The organism is Actinoalloteichus caeruleus (genome assembly GCF_049311605.1).
Classification (GTDB): domain Bacteria; phylum Actinomycetota; class Actinomycetes; order Mycobacteriales; family Pseudonocardiaceae; genus Actinoalloteichus_B; species Actinoalloteichus_B caeruleus.
Genome location: NZ_CP186005.1, coordinates 4,011,442 through 4,027,643, shown reverse-complemented (window position 1 = coordinate 4,027,643; position 16,202 = coordinate 4,011,442). Strand labels below are relative to the sequence as shown.

Below are 16,202 nucleotides of genomic sequence, written 5' to 3'. Positions count from 1 at the left end.
GTTCCGTCGACGACAAGGGGAGGGGGTGGTCCACGTCGAGGTGCCCATCGGGTTGCTCGCTCCCGTCGGGGCGCGTCGGTGGATGTCCGAGTCGCGGTCCTCCGAGGTGCGAAGGGGCGAAGGAGGACGTGGAGGTCGGGCTGACCGCCACCGGGTACACCGTCCCCGCCGGGCACCGCCTGTGGGCCGCGGTGTCCACCGCCCGAGGGGGAGTTCGGCTGTGCGGACCTGGAGGAGTCCGCCGTGCACCAGGTGGCGTTGATCGACGGTCTCGCGCTCCAGTGGCTGCGGCAGGCGCCGCCCGCTGACCGCTGAGCAGGCCCGGCGGCACCTGCACCGGATCGTCGAGACCGAGCTTCGCCTCCGGCCCACGGGGGACTGAGCGCGGGCGGCCTCGTCCCCCGCGAGCGCGACCCGGCGGGGCGGGATCAGCGCCCGGTGGGCGGTTGGCCCGTCAGGTGCTCGGTCACGACGGCGTTGGCGCGGCGGGTGAAGTCGAGCAGCAGTCGCGCCTCGGTGTCGTCATAGCCGGCGATGAGTTCCCGGTAGGCGCTGCTGAGGCTGTCCAGCGCCGCGACGACCCGGTCGTACGGTCCGCCCCGCACGATCTCGACGATCACCCGTCGCCGGTCCGAGGTGTCGCGGCGCCGGGTGACGAAACCGCCCCGCTCCAGGCGGTCCACCGCCGCCGTGATCGCCCCGCCTCGCGACAGGCCGATGCGCTCGGCGAGCTGGCCGGCCGACATGGCGCCCTCCTTGTCGAGCACGCCAAGGCACCCGACGTCGGTGATGCTGATGCCGACGCGGTTGGCCACATCCAGATGGAAGAGCACGGCGCGCATCGCCTGTTCGCGCAACGCGTCGTACAGGGCGTCGGTGCGCCCGTTCTCGGTCTGGCCGCTGTCCGGGCTCATACCCCTCCTTTGTCTCTACTTTAGAGATGCTCTATTTTCGTTCTTCTCGGAGTGGACCTGTACTGGAGGGTGGATCATGTCAAACACCGCGAGATCGTCGTCGCCGCCGCGCGGCCGGTGGGCCGCGTTCGCGGTCGTCCTCGTCGCGGTCTTCATGGACCTCGTGGACGGCACGATGGTGAGCGTGGCCCTGCCCCGCGTCCAGGCCGACCTCCAGGCGACGGACGCGGAGGTCCAGTGGATCGTCGCCGCCTACCTGTTGGCCTTCGCCTTGGGCATGATCCCCGGCGGACGCCTGGGAGACGTCCACGGGCGCCGGCGAGTCTTCCTCGTCGGCACCGCCCTGTTCGTGCTCTCCTCGGTCGTGTGCGGCGCGGCGGCGTCCGGTGGCGTCCTGGTCGCCGGCAGGGTCGCGCAGGGATTGGGCGCGGCGCTGATGGTTCCGCAGGCGATGGCGCTGATCGTGCAGGTCTTCGGACCGGAGGAGCGACCCCGCGCCTTCGTCGTGTACGGAGCGGTGCTCAGCCTCGCCAACGTCGGAGGTCCACTTCTCGGGGCGCTGTTCCTGCACGTCGACCCGCTCGGCCTCGGGTGGAGGGGGCTGTTCTACGTCAACGTGCCCATCGGGCTGCTCGCCCTCCTCGGAGCGCTCCGCTGGATGCCGGAGTCTCGGTCCTCCGAGGTGCGACGCGTCGACCTGCTCGGGCTCGCCCTCCTCGTGGCCGCCACCTCGGCGGTGATGGTGCCGCTCGTGCAGGGGCGTGAGGCCGGCTGGCCCTGGTGGACGGTGGCCCTCGCGGTCCTGGCGGTGCCCCTGTTCGCCGCCTTCCATCGCAGCCAGCGGCGGCGGGGCCTCGGTGAGGACGCGCTGGTGCCGCCCGCGCTGCTGCGGCGCCGTTCCTTCACTGTCGGACTCGTCGTGATGTTCGCCGTCTACTCGGTCCTCTCCTCCCTGTTCGTCGTCCTGCACTACGCGCTCCAACTCGGCCTGGGCTGGACGCCGATGGGAGCCGCCCTGGTCGTCGTCGGGTTCCCCCTGGGCGTCCTCGCGACGACCAGCATTGCCCAGCGGTACGTCCAGGTCGCCGGACGCCGACTGGTCCAGGTCGGGCTGTCGGTCATCTGCCTCGCCACCGCCGGGCTGGCACTGGCGCTCGGGGACGTGGCCCGCTCCGGCGGGGCCTGGACCATCGCCCTGCCGATCGCGGTGATGGGCCTGGGAATGGGCCTGTGCGTCTCGATCCTCACCAGCATTGCCCTCGTCGAGGTGCCCGCCCGCCACGCCGGAGCCGGCTCCGGCGTGGCGAACGCGGTGTTGCAGTGCGGAGGTGCCTTCGGGGTGGCGGTGGTCGGAACCCTCTACTTCGGACTCCTGACCGCTGGCTCCGCGACCGCCTCCGACCACCTGGGTGCGGCCGCCGCCGCGCTCGGGTACCACCTGGTCGTCCTGGTGGTCTCGCTCGCGCTGACCCCGTTCCTCCCACGTTCCGCCGTGGCCTCGGCCGAAGGAGCGGAGGAGGTGCCGCCCGTGACGGAGCGCTCCGCCACGGGTGACCGGCCGACGCGGTAGGGGTGGCGGGCGTCACCCAGCTCCAGGCCCAGGCCGTCCACCATCCATCACCCACACCTTCCCGCCGGGGCCATCGGGTGCGCTCCGTGGATACGGGACGTGGTTCCCACGAGGACACCCCATTGATCCGTTCGGACCAGTGCGTACTGGTCCGAACAGAGTGAATTCGTCGTTGATCAGGAATTGTCGGACTCGGGAAGCATGATTCGGCGCATCACGGGTACCAAAGCAATCGACAGTTCGGCGACCACGATATCCGGGCTCTTTCCGGGGGTGTCGAAGAACGGCTCAGTCACGGAGGTCACGGTGGGCGGTCTCGTCAATCTCGTTTTCTGGTCCATCACGGGCGGCGTCCTGTTCCTGATGGCTGAGCGTGCCCTCGTGGGCGCCGCCCGCGACGCCGGCGGCGCGGCCGCCGGGCGGGCGGGAGCGGACGCCGGTTCCGCCGTCGCGGGCGGTGGAACGCCGGTGGCGGAGCCGAACGAGAACCCGCGTGACGGGCTGGCGCGACCCGGGGCGTCCGCCGCCGCGCGGTCCACGACACGGGGATACCGGCCCGTTTCGGCTGCTCGGCGGGGTTCGTCCCGCCCTGGGGGGTCCGTCAGGACCCGGCGCCGCCGGTCCACCGAGCGGCGGACCGACCCCCGCGCGCTGCTGGCGGTGGAGACCGGGGTGCTGCGACGGGCAGCCTGACCCGTACCGCGTGGTCCCGCCGAACGGGAACCTGTCGGTTCGGCCCGTTAGGGTGACCGGAACAGGCGGGCGGAACAATTCCGCTGGATTCGGGGGAATGCGAAGAAGTGCTGGCTCCGGATTCTCCGGGTGCTGGTGCGGAGATCGTCCCGTCGTTGGTCGCGGGAAATGGGCGCGGTCGGTCTCGGCTGCTCCGACCCGCCGCGAACACGGGGAGTGGTGGAGTACCGACCGGGGCCGCGAGGCGCGCCGGGAACCCCGCCGTCGGGGTGGTCACGCCGGGCGGTGCGCGCGGGCCCGCCCTACCGGGTCAGCCGCCCACCAGCAGGTGCGACAGCTGCTGGGCGTTCGTGTGGGCGTAGTCGGCGTGGCAGTTGTTCATCACGACGTGGGTGCGGTCCGCCCGCTGGGCGAGGTCGGTGATGCGAGGCGCCCACTCGGCCAGCTCCGGACCGCTGTAGTGGTAGCCGAACCGTTCCTGGACGTCGCGGCTGGTCCACTTCTCCGAGTGGCCGTGGAACCGGACGACCGCGAGGTCGGCGGTGGCCGCCAGCACCGGGGGGATCGAGTTCGGATAGCCCTGGGGCATGTCCACGCAGACGTAGGGCAACGCGTGGTCGCTGAGGAACCCGAGGGTCTCCCGCTGGTTGTCCTCCGACATCCAGGTGTGGTTGCGGAACTCGACGCAGACCGGGACCGGAGCGCACCGGCGCTGGCATTCGAGCAGGTACTGCTTGTTCCGACGTCCGATCGGGAACCACTGCGGGAACTGGAAGAGCAGCCCGCCCAACTTCCCCGCGTCGAGCAGCGGTGTCAGGGCCGACAGGAACCGTTCCCACACCGACTCCACGAGTCCGGGGTCGGCGTCCCGCTGGTAGAGGTTCCTCGACCCCTCGGGTCGCAGGTCCTTCGGCAGGGCCGAGGGTTTCGTCGGGTGGTGGGTCAGCAGGGAGAACGCCTTGACCGTGAAGATGAAGTCGGCGGGAGTGCGCTCCGCCCAGAGCCGGGCGGTGTTCTCGGCCGGCGAGGCGTAGTAGGTCGAGTCGACCTCCACCAGGGGGAACCGCGAGGCGTAGTAGCGGAGCCGGTCCTCGGCGGTCCGGGCCTCGGGCGGGTACCAGTCGGTGGCCAGCAGGGTGGGATCGGTCCACCCCGCCGTACCCACCAGGATCTCGCCCACGCCCCGAACGGTAGTCCCGGGCTCCGAGGGCGGCAGCCCAGCGCTCGGTGACCAGCTCGAACGGCCGGCCGCCCCGGCCCGCGATGGTGCTCCCACCCGTGGTCCGCCCCACCTCGCCCCGGGCGGGACGGCCAGTCCGGGACGGGAGACCATCGGCTGGCGACCTCGGCGCCCAGAGCGGCGTCACCACCGCCGCTCGGCGGTTCGCGGGGCGTCCCCCGCGAACCGGGCGGCCCCATCGCGGCGCGGACGCGTTCTGGCAGACTGGTTGACTGGGTGGTAACCGCTTCCACGCCCGGGAACCCGCGCGTTGCGCGAGGACGCGGTCGCGGCGGCGCACCCGACGGGCACGGCGACCGGACACGACGAGGTGAGGATTCTTCGTGCGACACACCCCGACGACAACGTCAGACAGCCCGCGAGGGGCGCGGTCCGCGTCGACGGGGGGCACGCGGTGAGCGGGCCCGACCACCGCCGACGGGCGCTCGTGGTGCGGGGCGGGTGGCCCGGGCACGAGCCGCGAGCCGCCACCGACCTCTTCCTGCCGTTCCTGCGCGGCAACGGCTTCGACGTCGACACCCTCGACTCCCTCGACGTCTACACCGACGACGAGCGGATGGCGGCCACCGACCTGGTGGTGCAGTGCTGGACCATGGGCGAGGCCACCGAGGACCAGGTCCGGGGCCTGGCCGACGCGGTCCGCGCCGGAACCGGTCTCGCCGGCTGGCACGGCGGGATCATCGACGCGTTCCGGGGCAGCATCGACTACCAGCGCCTCACCGGTGGCCAGTTCCTGTGGCACGCCCCGGGGCTGACCGACTTCGAGGTCACCGTGCGGCCCGACCACGCCCACCACCCCGTCGTCGCCGGCCACCACCGGCTGCGCCTGCACTCCGAGCAGTACTGGGTCGCCACCGACTCCCACAACGAGGTGCTCGCCGAGACCGTGCTGCCCGCCGGACCCGACACCCCGTGGGACCAGCCGGTCACGATGCCCGCGATCTGGACCCGCACGTGGGGGAGTGGCCGGGTCTTCGTCTCCACACTCGGCCACCACCTGCCGGACCTCACCGACCCAGCCGTACGAGACATCACGGGAAGGGGGCTGCTGTGGGCCGCCCGTTGAACATCGGCATCATCGGAGCCGGCACGATCAGCCGGCGGTACGCGCGCACCATCGCCGACCGTCCCGAGTTGAACCTGACGGCCGTCGCCGACCTCGTCGAGGACCGGGCGACCGAGCTCGCCGCCGCGTACCCACCCGCCACCGCCCGATCCGTGGGCGAACTGCTGAGCAGTGACGACGTGGACGTGGTGGTCAACCTGACCATCCCCGCCGCGCACACCGGGGTCAGCATGGCCGCGCTCCGGGCGGGCAAGCACGTCTACGTGGAGAAGCCGCTCGCCCTGGACGTGGCCGAGGCGGGGGCGGTGCTGGACTTCGCGGAGGGGCGGGGACTGCGGGTCGCCTGCGCGCCGGACACCGTGCTGGGCACCGGGTTCCAGACCGCACGCCACCTGTTGGACGCCGGCGCCGTCGGCGACGCCGTCGCCGCCACCGCGTTCTGGACCTCACCGGGACACGAGACCTGGCACCCCGACCCCGCCTTCTACTACCAGCCCGGCGCCGGACCCCTCTTCGACATGGGGCCCTACTACCTCACCGCGCTGATCAGCCTCCTCGGCCCGGTCGAGCAGGTGTTCGGGGCGGGGAGCCGCGCCACTGACACCCGCACGGTGGGCAGCGGCCCCCGGCAGGGGGACCGCGTCCCGGTCGAGGTGGACACCCACGTCTCCGCGTTGCTGCGCCACGAGTCCGGCCTGGTCAGCACCCTGATGGTGAGCTTCGACGTCGCCGCGTCCCGGCTGCCGAGGATCGAGGTGTACGGCACGGCCGGAACCCTGTCCGTCCCCGACCCGAACGCCTTCGAAGGCAGCTGCGAACTGTGGCGGTCGGGGTCGGACGGCTGGGTCGAACAGCACCCCCAGGCCGGGGCACCGGACACCGAACGCGGCTACGGGCTGGTCGACCTCGCCGACGCGCTGGCCCACGACCGCGAACACCGGGCCAGCGGGCGGCTCGCGCTGCACGTCCTCGACGTCATGCGCTCGGTGCTCACCTCGAACGAGACGGGGTCGGGGGTCCGGGTCGCCAGCACCTGCGCCCGGCCCCCGGCCCTCCCGTTGCCGACCGCCGCCGACGGTCTCGTCGGAACGACCTGACCGGGGCCGCGTGGTGGTCAGCCGGGCAACTGGCCACCACGCGACGCCACGGTGCGGGCCGCGTCCAGGGTGAGGGAGAACGGCGCGTCGCGGTCACAGGTCAGCCGACCGTCCACCACCCTGAGCTCGGCGACCTGCACCCGTGCCCGGCGCTCTCCGCCGGGCTCGGTGAAGTACACGAGGAAGGCCCGTTCCCCCTGCGTGATCGCGACCGCGTGGTGCCCCAGCCCGTCGTCGCCGTCCCGCACCCCCGGCCGGTCCAGGATCGGTTCGTCCTGGAGTTCCCAGGCGGTGAGGTCATCCGACCGGTAGACGGACAGACCGGACCAGAAGTCGTTGATCATCCAGTGGCTGCCGGCGAACGAGAAGACCGTGGGCCCCTCCTGCGGGCGGTCGGTGATCACCGGGCCGACCGTCGTCCAGTCGAACAGGTCAGGTGAGTCCGCCGCGTGGATGTGGCTGTCGTCCGCCTCGTCCTTGAACCACATGCGCCAGCCGCCCCCCGGTAGCGGGGCGACAGCGGCGTCGATCACCTTCCTGCTGGACAGGTCGAGTTCCGAACGGAACTCCCAGCTCCACAGGTCCGACGACGTGTAGTGCAGGATCAGCCGCTCGCCGACCCAGTCCGTGGGCACGCCCCGGACGTAGGAGACGAACATGTGGTACTGGCCCTCGTGCCAGACCACCTCGGGCGCCCAGTACGTGTTGCGCCCCCGCTCGAAGGCGAGGCCCTCGGCGACCCCCCGGTACAGCCAGGTCGCGCCCCCGTCCGAACTCGTCGCCACCCCGATGTCCGTGCCGTGCACCCAGGCGAAGCCCTCCACGTCGGCGGTAGCCCGCCGCTGCGTGTAGAACATCCACCACTCCCCGGTCGCGCGGTGGTGGATCAACGTGGGGTCGGTGGCGCCGTCGTACACGGGATCCCGGTACAGCGGAGCTCGGACGACCTCGTCCCTGGTCGGTGCGGTTCCGGCACTCACGTCGAGATTCCCTCCCTGTTCGGGGCCCGCCGCGACCCGTCCACGGCGGTGCGCCCCGGGGGCGGCCGCGGGTCCCCGGCCCGACGCTCCTCGCCGGCCGACGGGTGGCCCGGCGCCACCCTAGGCGATCGCCCGCCGCCCGCCGGGGAACCGTCCCGCTGGCACCCTCCCCGCCGCCGCACCGGTCCCCAGGGCATCCGACAGGCCCGCTGACCAGGCCGTTCGACCACCAGACCACCGGAGCGGCCGGCGACCGCCCGCCCGGAGGGGCGCGGGCGCCCGACCCCGCCGGCCCACGGGGGCCACGGGGATTGGCCGGGAAGGGCCAGACATCCGATGACAGGGCGGGCCGGCCGGGAGAACCACCCATACTCGGTCAACCAGATCCCGCGTACGACGCGCTCACGGCCGGGAACGGGCACGACGGCCGCACCGGCGGGCGCCGATCTCGGCGGGCCCCGACCCCGCGCCGTGGGGTGGCGGGAAGGGAAGCCAGGAAGGACAGCAACATGCGCAGACGTTGGCCTCTCGCCGTCGCCGCGGCGGCCGCGGTCGCGGTGGCCGGGTGTGGATCGCAGGACGGCGGCGACGGTGACGTCACCCTCCGCTTCGTCTACTGGGGCAACGACGACCGTGCCCAGGCGACGAACGAGGCGATCGCCCTGTTCGAGGAACGCCACCCGAACATCAGGGTGGAGAGCTCCTTCTCGTCCTTCGAGAACCACTTCCAGAAGCTGTCCACCGAGGTCGCCGGGGGCAACGCCCCGGACATCGTGCAGATGGACTACCGGTACCTGCGGGAGTACGCGGACCGGGGGGTGCTGCTCGACCTCGCCAGCGGCGAGGCGGGGGAGAACCTCGCGACCGAGGACATCCCCGACGAGCTGCTGGCCTCCGGTCAGCTCGACGGTCAGCTCTTCGGGATCCCCATGGCGCAGAACACCCAGGTCCTCATCTACGACAGCGAACTCTGGGAGGACGCCGGGGTCACGCCGGAGGACGGCTGGACCTGGGACGACTTCCACGCCGCTGCCCTCGCCATCAGCGAGGGCAGCGACGCGGAGCCCTCCGTGTTCGGCACCTCCGACTTCGGCGGCGCCGAGGACTGGTTCGAGGTGTGGCTGCGGCAGCAGGGCAAGGAGCTGTTCACCGACGACGGGCAGATCGGCTACGACGGCGAGGACCTCGCCGAGTTCTGGGAGCTCGCCGCCGAGTTCCGCGAGTCGGGTGCCGCCACCCCGCCGGAGATCAGCACCGGCATGGACGGCTCGATCGCCACCAGCCCGATGGGCAAGAACCGGTCCGCCTCGGAGTTCGGCTACGACAGCGGGTTCACCTCCTACGAGCAGACCCTGGGCCGCCCGATGGGCCTGGCCCCGTTCCCCTCCTCCGGTGACGAGCTCGGGCAGTACGCGAAGCCGTCCATGCTCGCCTCGGTGGCCGCGAACACCGACCACCCCGCCGAGGCGGCCCTGTTCGTCGACTTCATGATCAACGATGTCGACGCGGGCCTCATCCAGGGCACCACGCGGGGGATGCCGGTCAACGCCGAGGTCCGCGAGGCCGTCGGTGGTGAGTTGGAGGGCGCCGAGCTCGCGGTGTTCACCTTCGAGGAGGAGATCGCCGACCAGCTCGCCACCGCACCCCCGCCGCCCCCGCCGGGTGAGGGCGCCGTCAAGCGGGACTTCCAGCGCGTCAACGACGACGTCGCCTTCGGCCGCCTCACCGTCGAGGAGGGCGTCGAGCGCTTCCTCACCGACGCGAAACGACAACTGGGCGGTTGATCCACCGGCCGTGGTCGACGTCCGAGCCGACCAGCGCACGCGCACCCGGGGATGGGCGACCCCACGAGGAAGGACACCGGAATGACCGACGCCGTCGCGGCCCGGACCGCCTGGTTCACCGAAGCCCGGTTCGGCCTCTTCGTGCACTGGGGCCTCTACTCCCTCGCCGCCAGGCACGAGTGGGTCAAACTGCGGGAACACCTCGACGACGAGCACTACGACCGGTACTTCCGCCACTTCCGGGGCGACCGCTACGACCCGGCTCGCTGGGCGCGTGACGCCCGGCGAGCCGGTATGCGGTACGCGATCCTGACCAGCAAGCACCACGAGGGCTTCTGCCTGTGGGACTCCACCCACACCGACTACAAGGTGACGAACACACCCGCTGGCCGGGACGTGCTGGCCGAGTTCGTCGACGCCTTCCGGGCCGAGGGCCTGCGCGTCGGCTTCTACTACTCGCTGATCGACTGGCACCACCCCGACTACCCCTGGGACGGCATGCACCCCCGTTGGGAACGCGGGGGCGACAACCACGAGGGCGATCTCGACTCCTACGTCGACTACCTGCACGCCCAGGTCCGGGAACTGGTGACCGCCCACCGGCCGGACGTGTTGTGGTTCGACTTCTCCTTCCCCGAGCCGGCTTCCGGCCTGGACAACGGCAAGGGACGCGACCACTGGCGGTCGGCGGACCTCGTCGCGATGGTGCGGGAACTCGCACCCGCCACGCTCGTCAACGACCGCCTCGACCTCCCCGGATCCGCCGACTTCCTCACCCCCGAGGAACGGTCCCCGCACGACGACCTCGCCGAGCGGGGACTCCCCTGGGAGACCTGCCGCACCCTCAACGGGTCCTGGGGCTACGCGCCAGGCTTCCAGCAGTGGCTCGACGCCGGCCAGGTGATCCGGGTGCTGGTGGACGGCGTCGCGAAGAACGGCAACCTGCTCCTCAACGTCGGCCCGACCGCTCGGGGCGAGTTCGAACCCCGGGCCAGGGCCCTCCTCGCCGAGGTCGGTGACTGGCTGGAGGCCCACTCCGACGCCATCCACGGGGCCGGGCCGTCGCGGTTCCCCACCCCGGACGACTGCCGCCTCACCCAGCGCGGCGACCGGCTCTACCTGCACCTCTTCGCCTGGCCCTCCGGGCAGGTGGTGTTGCCGGGACTCGCGGGGCACCTCGAGTACGCCGCCTTCCTGCACGACGGCGCGGAGGTGGAGTTCACCGAGATCCGCGACTGGCGGCCCGACGTCCCGCACCGGGTGGCCCCCGGTCCGGAGGGGTCCGTGGTGCTGCGGTTGCCCACCGTTCGCCCCGAACAGGAGGTACCCGTCGTCGAACTCGTGCTCGTCGACCCCGGGCACGGAACAGCCTCGCCGGCCGACTGACGGCCGGGCAACGGGGAGGGGAGCGGCCGGGCACTCGGGGTGACTCCGCCGCACCCGACAACACCTCAGCCCGGCGAACGCCGAGGCCGAGGGTGGGCGGCACCGGACCGGGTCGCGCCGTGGTCGAAACCGCCGGCCTCCGGCCCCCGCACCGGACCGGTCTGACGGCGCAGCCGAGGCAACGCCCGCCGGAGATCGGCCAGGAAGAGGTCCGAGAGGTCCCTGGTGAAACCGTTGCGCACCACGACCCGGAGCACGGACAGGTCGGTGCGATCCGGTGGGAAGGTGTACGCCGGCACCAGCCAGCCGGACTCCCGCAGCGCCGCGGCCACGTCGAACACGCTGTACCCCGTGACGTCCTCGCGGAGGCACCACGTGAGGACCGGCAGCTGGCTGCCGTCGCTGACCAGGCGGAACGGCCCCAGGTCCGCCACCGCTGCCGCGAGCCGGGTGGCCACCTCCCGGCAGTACAGCTGCACGCGGCGGTAACCGGTCACGCCGAGCCGGAGGAAGTTGTAGTACTGCGCCACGACCTGCGCTCCCGGCCGGGAGAAGTTCAACGCGAAGGTGGGCATGTCGCCACCCAGGTAGTTCACCCGGAACACCAGGTCCTCCGGGAGCGCTGACGGTTCCCGCCACACCACCCAGCCCACGCCCGGGTACACCAACCCGTACTTGTGGCCGGAGGTGTTGATCGAGGCGACCCGGGACAACCGGAAGTCCCACCGCAGGTCCGGGTCGCAGAAGGGGGCCACCATGCCACCCGAGGCCGCGTCCACGTGCACCGGGACGTCGAGGCCGGCGCGCCCCTCCAGCTCGTCCAACGCCCGGCAGATGTCCTCGACGGGTTCGTAACTGCCGTCGAAGGTCGACCCGAGGACGCCGACCACGCCGATCGTGTGGTCGTCGCAGCGGGCCACCGCCTCCTCCGGGGACAGGTGGAACCGGGCGCCCGACATCGGCACCACCCTCGGTTCGACGTCCCAGTAGTTGGCGAACTTGTCCCAGCAGACCTGGACGTTGGCACCCATCACCAGGTTCGGGCGCTCCGTCGACGCGCCCGCCGCCCGCCGGCGGTGCTGCCACCGGCGTTTCAACGCCAGCCCGGCGAGCATGCAGGCCTCACTCGACCCCGTCGTCGAACATCCGACGGCCCGACGCGGGTCCGGGGCGTTCCACAGCCGGGACAGCATGTGGACGCACCGCTCCTCCAACTCGGCGGTCCTCGGGTACTCGTCCTTGTCGACCACGTTGCGGTCGGAGCACAACGCGATGAGCTCGTCCGCCTCCTCGTCCATCCAGGTCGTGACGAAGGTGGCCAGGTTCAGGCGCGCGTTGCCGTCCAACATCAGCTCGTCGCGCACCACCTGGTAGGCCACCCGGGGCGGGAGTCCCCGGTGCGGCAGGGCGTGCCGGGGAACCCGCGTCGGCTCCTCGGTGAACACCGGGTTCACCGACACCTCGTCGTCGCCGTCGGGCCGGTCGCCGGAGAGCGGTCCACGCGCCATGCCCGCACCGTACTGACGGGGTGGCGGTCCGGCAGGCTGATCAGCCTGCCGGACCGCCACGTCCACCGCCCGCGCACTCACCCCGCGCCGTCGGCCAGGGGCAGTGCCGCCTCCCCCTCGTCCGGGACTCGCAGCTCCCCGGTCCCGGGGTCCACCAGGTAGACCTTCGCCTCGGAGATGTCGAAGTAGAGACCGACCAGCCGCAGCCGGCCCTCGGTGACCGCATCCCGCACGCACGGGTAGGTCATCAGGTTCGCCAGCTGCTGCACGACGTTGCGCACCGCCAGCGACCGCTGGCACGCCGGTTCCGGCTCGGACAGGTCGTCGGCCGGCGCCGGCGGTGGGGGGACCACCAGCGGTTCGGCGTGGGCGAGCCAGTTCGACAGGTGGCTGTCCCCCTCGGTCCCGCCCCGCGCGACCGCGTTCATCGCCCCGCAGTGCGAGTGCCCGCACACCGTGATCGAGTCGACGGCCAGGGCCTGCACCGCGTACTCGACGGCGGCCCCGACCGAGGCGTCCCCGGGGGCGCCGCACGGCGGTACCAGGTTGCCCACGTTCCGGACCGTGAACAGGTCGCCCGGCCCGCTGGTGGTGATCACGTTGGGGACGACGCGGGAGTCCGCGCAGCAGAGGAAGAGCTGGCTGGGGCGCTGACCATTGGTCGCCAACTCCGCGAGGTAGGGGCGGACGAGAGGAGCGGAGTGCCGTTCGAACTCCCGCATCCCCAGGATCATCGGGTCCTCCCCGCGTTCCCGCTGCCGGGGGATCGCCGAGCGGGCCGGGTGCTGCCAGTGCCGCCAGGAGGCCAGCCACTGCGGCACGACGTGCGCGGGGCTCTTGCGCCGGCGGGGCCGCGCCCCGTCGGAGACGTGCTGGTACCACACACCGGTGGTCTCCTCGACCCGGACCGTTCCCCCCTGGCGCTCGTACTCGCGCCGCCACTCGTGCAGGGCGTCGAAGGCCGCGTGGTCCATGAAGTCGATGTGCAGTTCGACCGTGACCGATCCGCCGGGCGGGATGGCCCGCAGCCGCTCGGTCAACCCGGCGGCCCCGAGGAACACCATCGACCCCTGGACCCGCACCAGCCACTCACCGGAGCCCCGGTCGCGGACCTCCACCCGCTGGTGGGCGAGGCGGTACAGGCTGACGAGCACCGCCACCGCGATCCCGAGCAGCACCCCGTAGAGCAGGTCGATGAACACCACGCCGAGCATCGTGGTGGCGTAGACGGGGAACTCCCGGTGCCGCCACAGCAGCCGTATCTGCGCGACGTTCACGAGCTTGGCGCCGACGACGACCAGCACGGCCGCGAGCGCCGCCATCGGGATCAGCTCGAGCGTGTCGGTCAGGAACAGGACGAAGACACCGATCCAGACCCCGTGCATCACCGCCGAAGCCCTGGTGCGCGCTCCAGCCGCCACGTTCGTGGTGCTCCGCACGATCACCTGGGTGACAGGCAACCCGCCGAGCGAGCCCGAGACCATGTTCGCGGTGCCCTGCGCGACCAGTTCCCTGTTCAGGTTCGCCCGTGGCCCCGAGTGCATCCGGTCGACCGCGACCGCGGCCAACAACGACTCCACGCTGGCGACGAGCGCCAGGGTGAGCACCGCCAGGACGATGGCCCCGACCGGTCCGGCCGGCATCTCGGGCAGCGCGAGCTCCCCGAGGGGGTCCTCCGGAAGCGCGACCCGGTCGACGTCGAGACCGAGCGCCCAGGCGGTGATCGTCGCCCCGAGCACCGCGACCAGGGCCGCCGGTACCGCCTTCACCCGCCGCAGCCGAGGCCAGCCCAGCATCAGACCGATGGTGAGCCCACCGATGACGACCGTGGGCAGGTGCGCGTTGGCGAGGTTCGGTACGAAGGCACGGAGGTTGTCGAGGGCGCCCGTCCGAGCCTCGGCCCCGAGGACCAGCTGGAACTGGCCGATCAGGATCGTCAGCCCGATGCCGGCGAGCATGCCGTGCACCACCGCCGGCGAGAGGGCCAACGCCACGCCCGCGACGCGGCTCAGCCCGAGTACCACCTGGAGGATGCCCGCGGCGACGACGATCCCGGTGGTCGCGGCCCAGCCGAACTGTTCGATGAAGCCGGCCACGATCACGACCAGGCCGGCGGCCGGTCCGCTCACCCCGAGCGGGGCTCCGCTGAGCGCGCCACCCACGACCCCGCCGACCACGGCGGCGACCAGCCCCGCCATCAGCGGCGCGCCGGTGGCCACGGCGATGCCCAGGGACAGGGGGAGCGCCACCAGGAACACCACCAGGGATGCCGGGAGGTCGTGTCGCGCCAGTGACGCGAGCCGGCCGGGTGAGGGGGCCCCTGGCGGGTCGACCGCGGTGCGTTCCCCGCCGTGCGGGTGGGACTCGTCGCGTTTCTGCATGGGAGACGTCCTTCGGTGTCATCACTGAGTGCGTCCGTTCGGGCACTCGTCGTGTTCGGTGGTGGAGGTGCGGCGTCGTCCGGAGCGCGGACCACGCTCCGGTGAGGTCCTGGGTGGGTGCGTCCTCCTCGCGCGACGACGGGCGTGGAGGGGAGGGGCGGGCCGGGCGGGCGCGGTGGTCCGGGACCGGTCGAACTCGCTCGGGGGACCGGCGGAGGTGCTGGTGACGCCGTGCCGTGCCGGACGAGTCAGGAGCCGGGGAGGGCCCGTCAGGCCGCCGGCCCGCCTAACCGGCGGCCGGGAGGTCTGGGGGAGTGGCGACGGACGAGCGCGCTCCTCATGGTCACCTCCACTGCTCCAGCGGCACGAAGGAGTGAGTCCAACTGCCGCCACCGGCTAGTTACATCTTGACCAAATTGGGCCTTCAAGACAAAACGAATCAACCAGTCGGGTTAAAGATTTTCGGCCGGATGCACAGCGTGGTGGCGCAACCCGAACGCGGGACTCACGTCCTACCAGTGAGGATGAGTAGACGAGCGGGTCACCTGCCCCAGGCTGACCTGGCCTGGTCGGACGTGCGCCCGACGGGCTTCCCGGGAGCGACCCGCGACAGTGGTCCGGCCGCCGGGCCTCGAACGCGACTGAACGGGAGCGATGCTGGTGGCAGTGGTGAGCGAGATGCTGGACGCCGTTGCCGATCTGCCCAGGCCCGCCGTCATCGCGGCCGCCGGCCTGCTCGTCCTCGCGGAGTGCACCCTCGGGCTCGGCTTCCTCGTGCCCGGGGAGACCGGCCTGCTGGTCGCCTCCACGACCGCGCGCGACGCCTGGACCTTCGTGATCCTCTGCCTCGTCGTCACGGTCTGCGCCGCCACCGGGGACTCCATCGGTTACTGGCTGGGACGGCGCTACGGGGTTCGGCTCCGGGAGAGCCGCCTGGTGCGTCGCATCGGCCTCCAGCACTGGGACCGCGCGGCCGAACTGCTCCGGCGGCATGGCGGCGGAGCGGTGTTCGCCGCCCGGTTCCTCCCCGTGGTGCGCACCCTCACCCCGGCCTCCGCCGGTGCCGCCGGCCTTCCCTACGCGCGGTTCCTGCCGGCGTCGATCTCGGGCGCCGCCTGCTGGGCGCTCCTGCACGTCTCGATCGGTGCCGCCGCCGGCGCCTCCGCCGAGTACCTCGAACGCAAGCTCGGCGTCGCGAGCTGGTTCGTCTTCGGCGCGATCGTGCTCGCCGCCGTGGTCGTCACCATCGTCAGGAAGCGCCGGAGTGCGGCGCGGGAACGCCTCCCCGAAGCCGACCCGGCGGAGGCCGTGCTGGTGGGGAAACCGGCCGGCATGGCCCCGGTCTCCGACGGACCACGCGAGCACACCCCGGGCGAACCGGATGACGCCGCCCCCCGCGGGTGACCCCACCTGGCAGCCGATCACCGGTCCCGGCTGGGCCTCGGGCGTTCCCGCTCGCCTGCCCGGCGGAGGAGTCCCCCGGAAGTGGTCGTTCAACCCCCGACTGAGCTAACGTCAGTCAGACGTGCGGTACCGGATCATGCGGTGCGGACGGGGCTGCCCGGTCGGTTGGACCGGGCCAT

General features: G+C 72.2%; 12 protein-coding genes. 7 read left to right on the top strand and 5 right to left on the bottom strand.

The annotated features are described in order from the left end of the window. Positions 1 to 428: 428 nt before the first annotated feature. Positions 429 to 914, bottom strand: a complete 486-nt coding sequence (locus ACOJVX_RS16095; protein ID WP_026418711.1) for a MarR family winged helix-turn-helix transcriptional regulator — start codon at positions 912 to 914, stop codon at positions 429 to 431. A 76-nt stretch (positions 915 to 990) separates the two neighbouring features. On the opposite strand from ACOJVX_RS16095, the gene ACOJVX_RS16090 reads away from it, so the two are divergent. Further along, positions 991 to 2,484, top strand: coding sequence for an MFS transporter (locus tag ACOJVX_RS16090; RefSeq protein ID WP_418154597.1), 1,494 nt, complete (start codon positions 991 to 993; stop codon positions 2,482 to 2,484). 306 nt (positions 2,485 to 2,790) lie between these two features. Continuing rightward, positions 2,791 to 3,177 (top strand): hypothetical protein, encoded by a 387-nt coding sequence (locus tag ACOJVX_RS16085; RefSeq protein ID WP_030106049.1) that lies wholly within the window; start codon positions 2,791 to 2,793, stop codon positions 3,175 to 3,177. 310 nt (positions 3,178 to 3,487) lie between these two features. Here ACOJVX_RS16085 and ACOJVX_RS16080 read toward each other — a convergent pair whose 3' ends face one another. Next, positions 3,488 to 4,357, bottom strand: a complete 870-nt coding sequence (locus tag ACOJVX_RS16080; RefSeq protein WP_422646892.1) for a DUF72 domain-containing protein — start codon at positions 4,355 to 4,357, stop codon at positions 3,488 to 3,490. A 454-nt stretch (positions 4,358 to 4,811) separates the two neighbouring features. Between ACOJVX_RS16080 and ACOJVX_RS16075 the strand changes: the two genes are divergently transcribed. Both ACOJVX_RS16075 and ACOJVX_RS16070 read left to right on the top strand, forming a co-directional pair. After that, positions 4,812 to 5,483: a ThuA domain-containing protein gene (locus ACOJVX_RS16075; RefSeq protein ID WP_026418715.1), complete on the top strand. Its 672-nt coding sequence runs from the start codon at positions 4,812 to 4,814 to the stop codon at positions 5,481 to 5,483. After that, complete coding sequence (locus tag ACOJVX_RS16070; RefSeq protein WP_035292069.1) at positions 5,468 to 6,580, top strand: Gfo/Idh/MocA family protein; 1,113 nt, start codon at positions 5,468 to 5,470, stop codon at positions 6,578 to 6,580. The genes ACOJVX_RS16075 and ACOJVX_RS16070 overlap by 16 nt, the downstream gene beginning before the upstream one ends. A 17-nt stretch (positions 6,581 to 6,597) precedes the next feature. On the opposite strand, the gene ACOJVX_RS16065 is transcribed toward ACOJVX_RS16070, so the two are convergent. Beyond that, the gene (locus tag ACOJVX_RS16065) at positions 6,598 to 7,560 is read right to left on the bottom strand and encodes a glycosyl hydrolase (RefSeq protein WP_418154594.1); all 963 of its coding nucleotides are present in this window, start codon (positions 7,558 to 7,560) and stop codon (positions 6,598 to 6,600) included. A gap of 509 nt (positions 7,561 to 8,069) precedes the next feature. On the opposite strand from ACOJVX_RS16065, the gene ACOJVX_RS16060 reads away from it, so the two are divergent. Together ACOJVX_RS16060 and ACOJVX_RS16055 are read left to right on the top strand one after the other, a co-directional pair. Next, entirely contained in the window at positions 8,070 to 9,344 is a 1,275-nt protein-coding gene (locus ACOJVX_RS16060; protein ID WP_026418717.1) for an ABC transporter substrate-binding protein, read from the top strand. An 81-nt stretch (positions 9,345 to 9,425) separates the two neighbouring features. Beyond that, a complete protein-coding gene (locus tag ACOJVX_RS16055) occupies positions 9,426 to 10,730 on the top strand; it encodes an alpha-L-fucosidase (RefSeq protein ID WP_422646891.1) in 1,305 nt (434 codons plus the stop codon). A gap of 65 nt (positions 10,731 to 10,795) precedes the next feature. Here the strand turns inward: ACOJVX_RS16055 and ACOJVX_RS16050 are convergent, their stop codons facing one another. After that, positions 10,796 to 12,238, bottom strand: a complete 1,443-nt coding sequence (locus ACOJVX_RS16050; RefSeq protein WP_051713052.1) for a glutamate decarboxylase — start codon at positions 12,236 to 12,238, stop codon at positions 10,796 to 10,798. Positions 12,239 to 12,315: 77 nt separating this feature from the next. Further along, on the bottom strand, positions 12,316 to 14,619 hold the full coding sequence (locus ACOJVX_RS16045; RefSeq protein WP_026418719.1) for a SulP family inorganic anion transporter: 2,304 nt from the start codon (positions 14,617 to 14,619) through the stop codon (positions 12,316 to 12,318). A gap of 654 nt (positions 14,620 to 15,273) precedes the next feature. Here ACOJVX_RS16045 and ACOJVX_RS16040 point away from each other — a divergent pair. Beyond that, positions 15,274 to 16,023, top strand: coding sequence for a DedA family protein (locus ACOJVX_RS16040; RefSeq protein ID WP_422646890.1), 750 nt, complete (start codon positions 15,274 to 15,276; stop codon positions 16,021 to 16,023). The last annotated feature ends 179 nt before the right edge of the window (positions 16,024 to 16,202 follow it).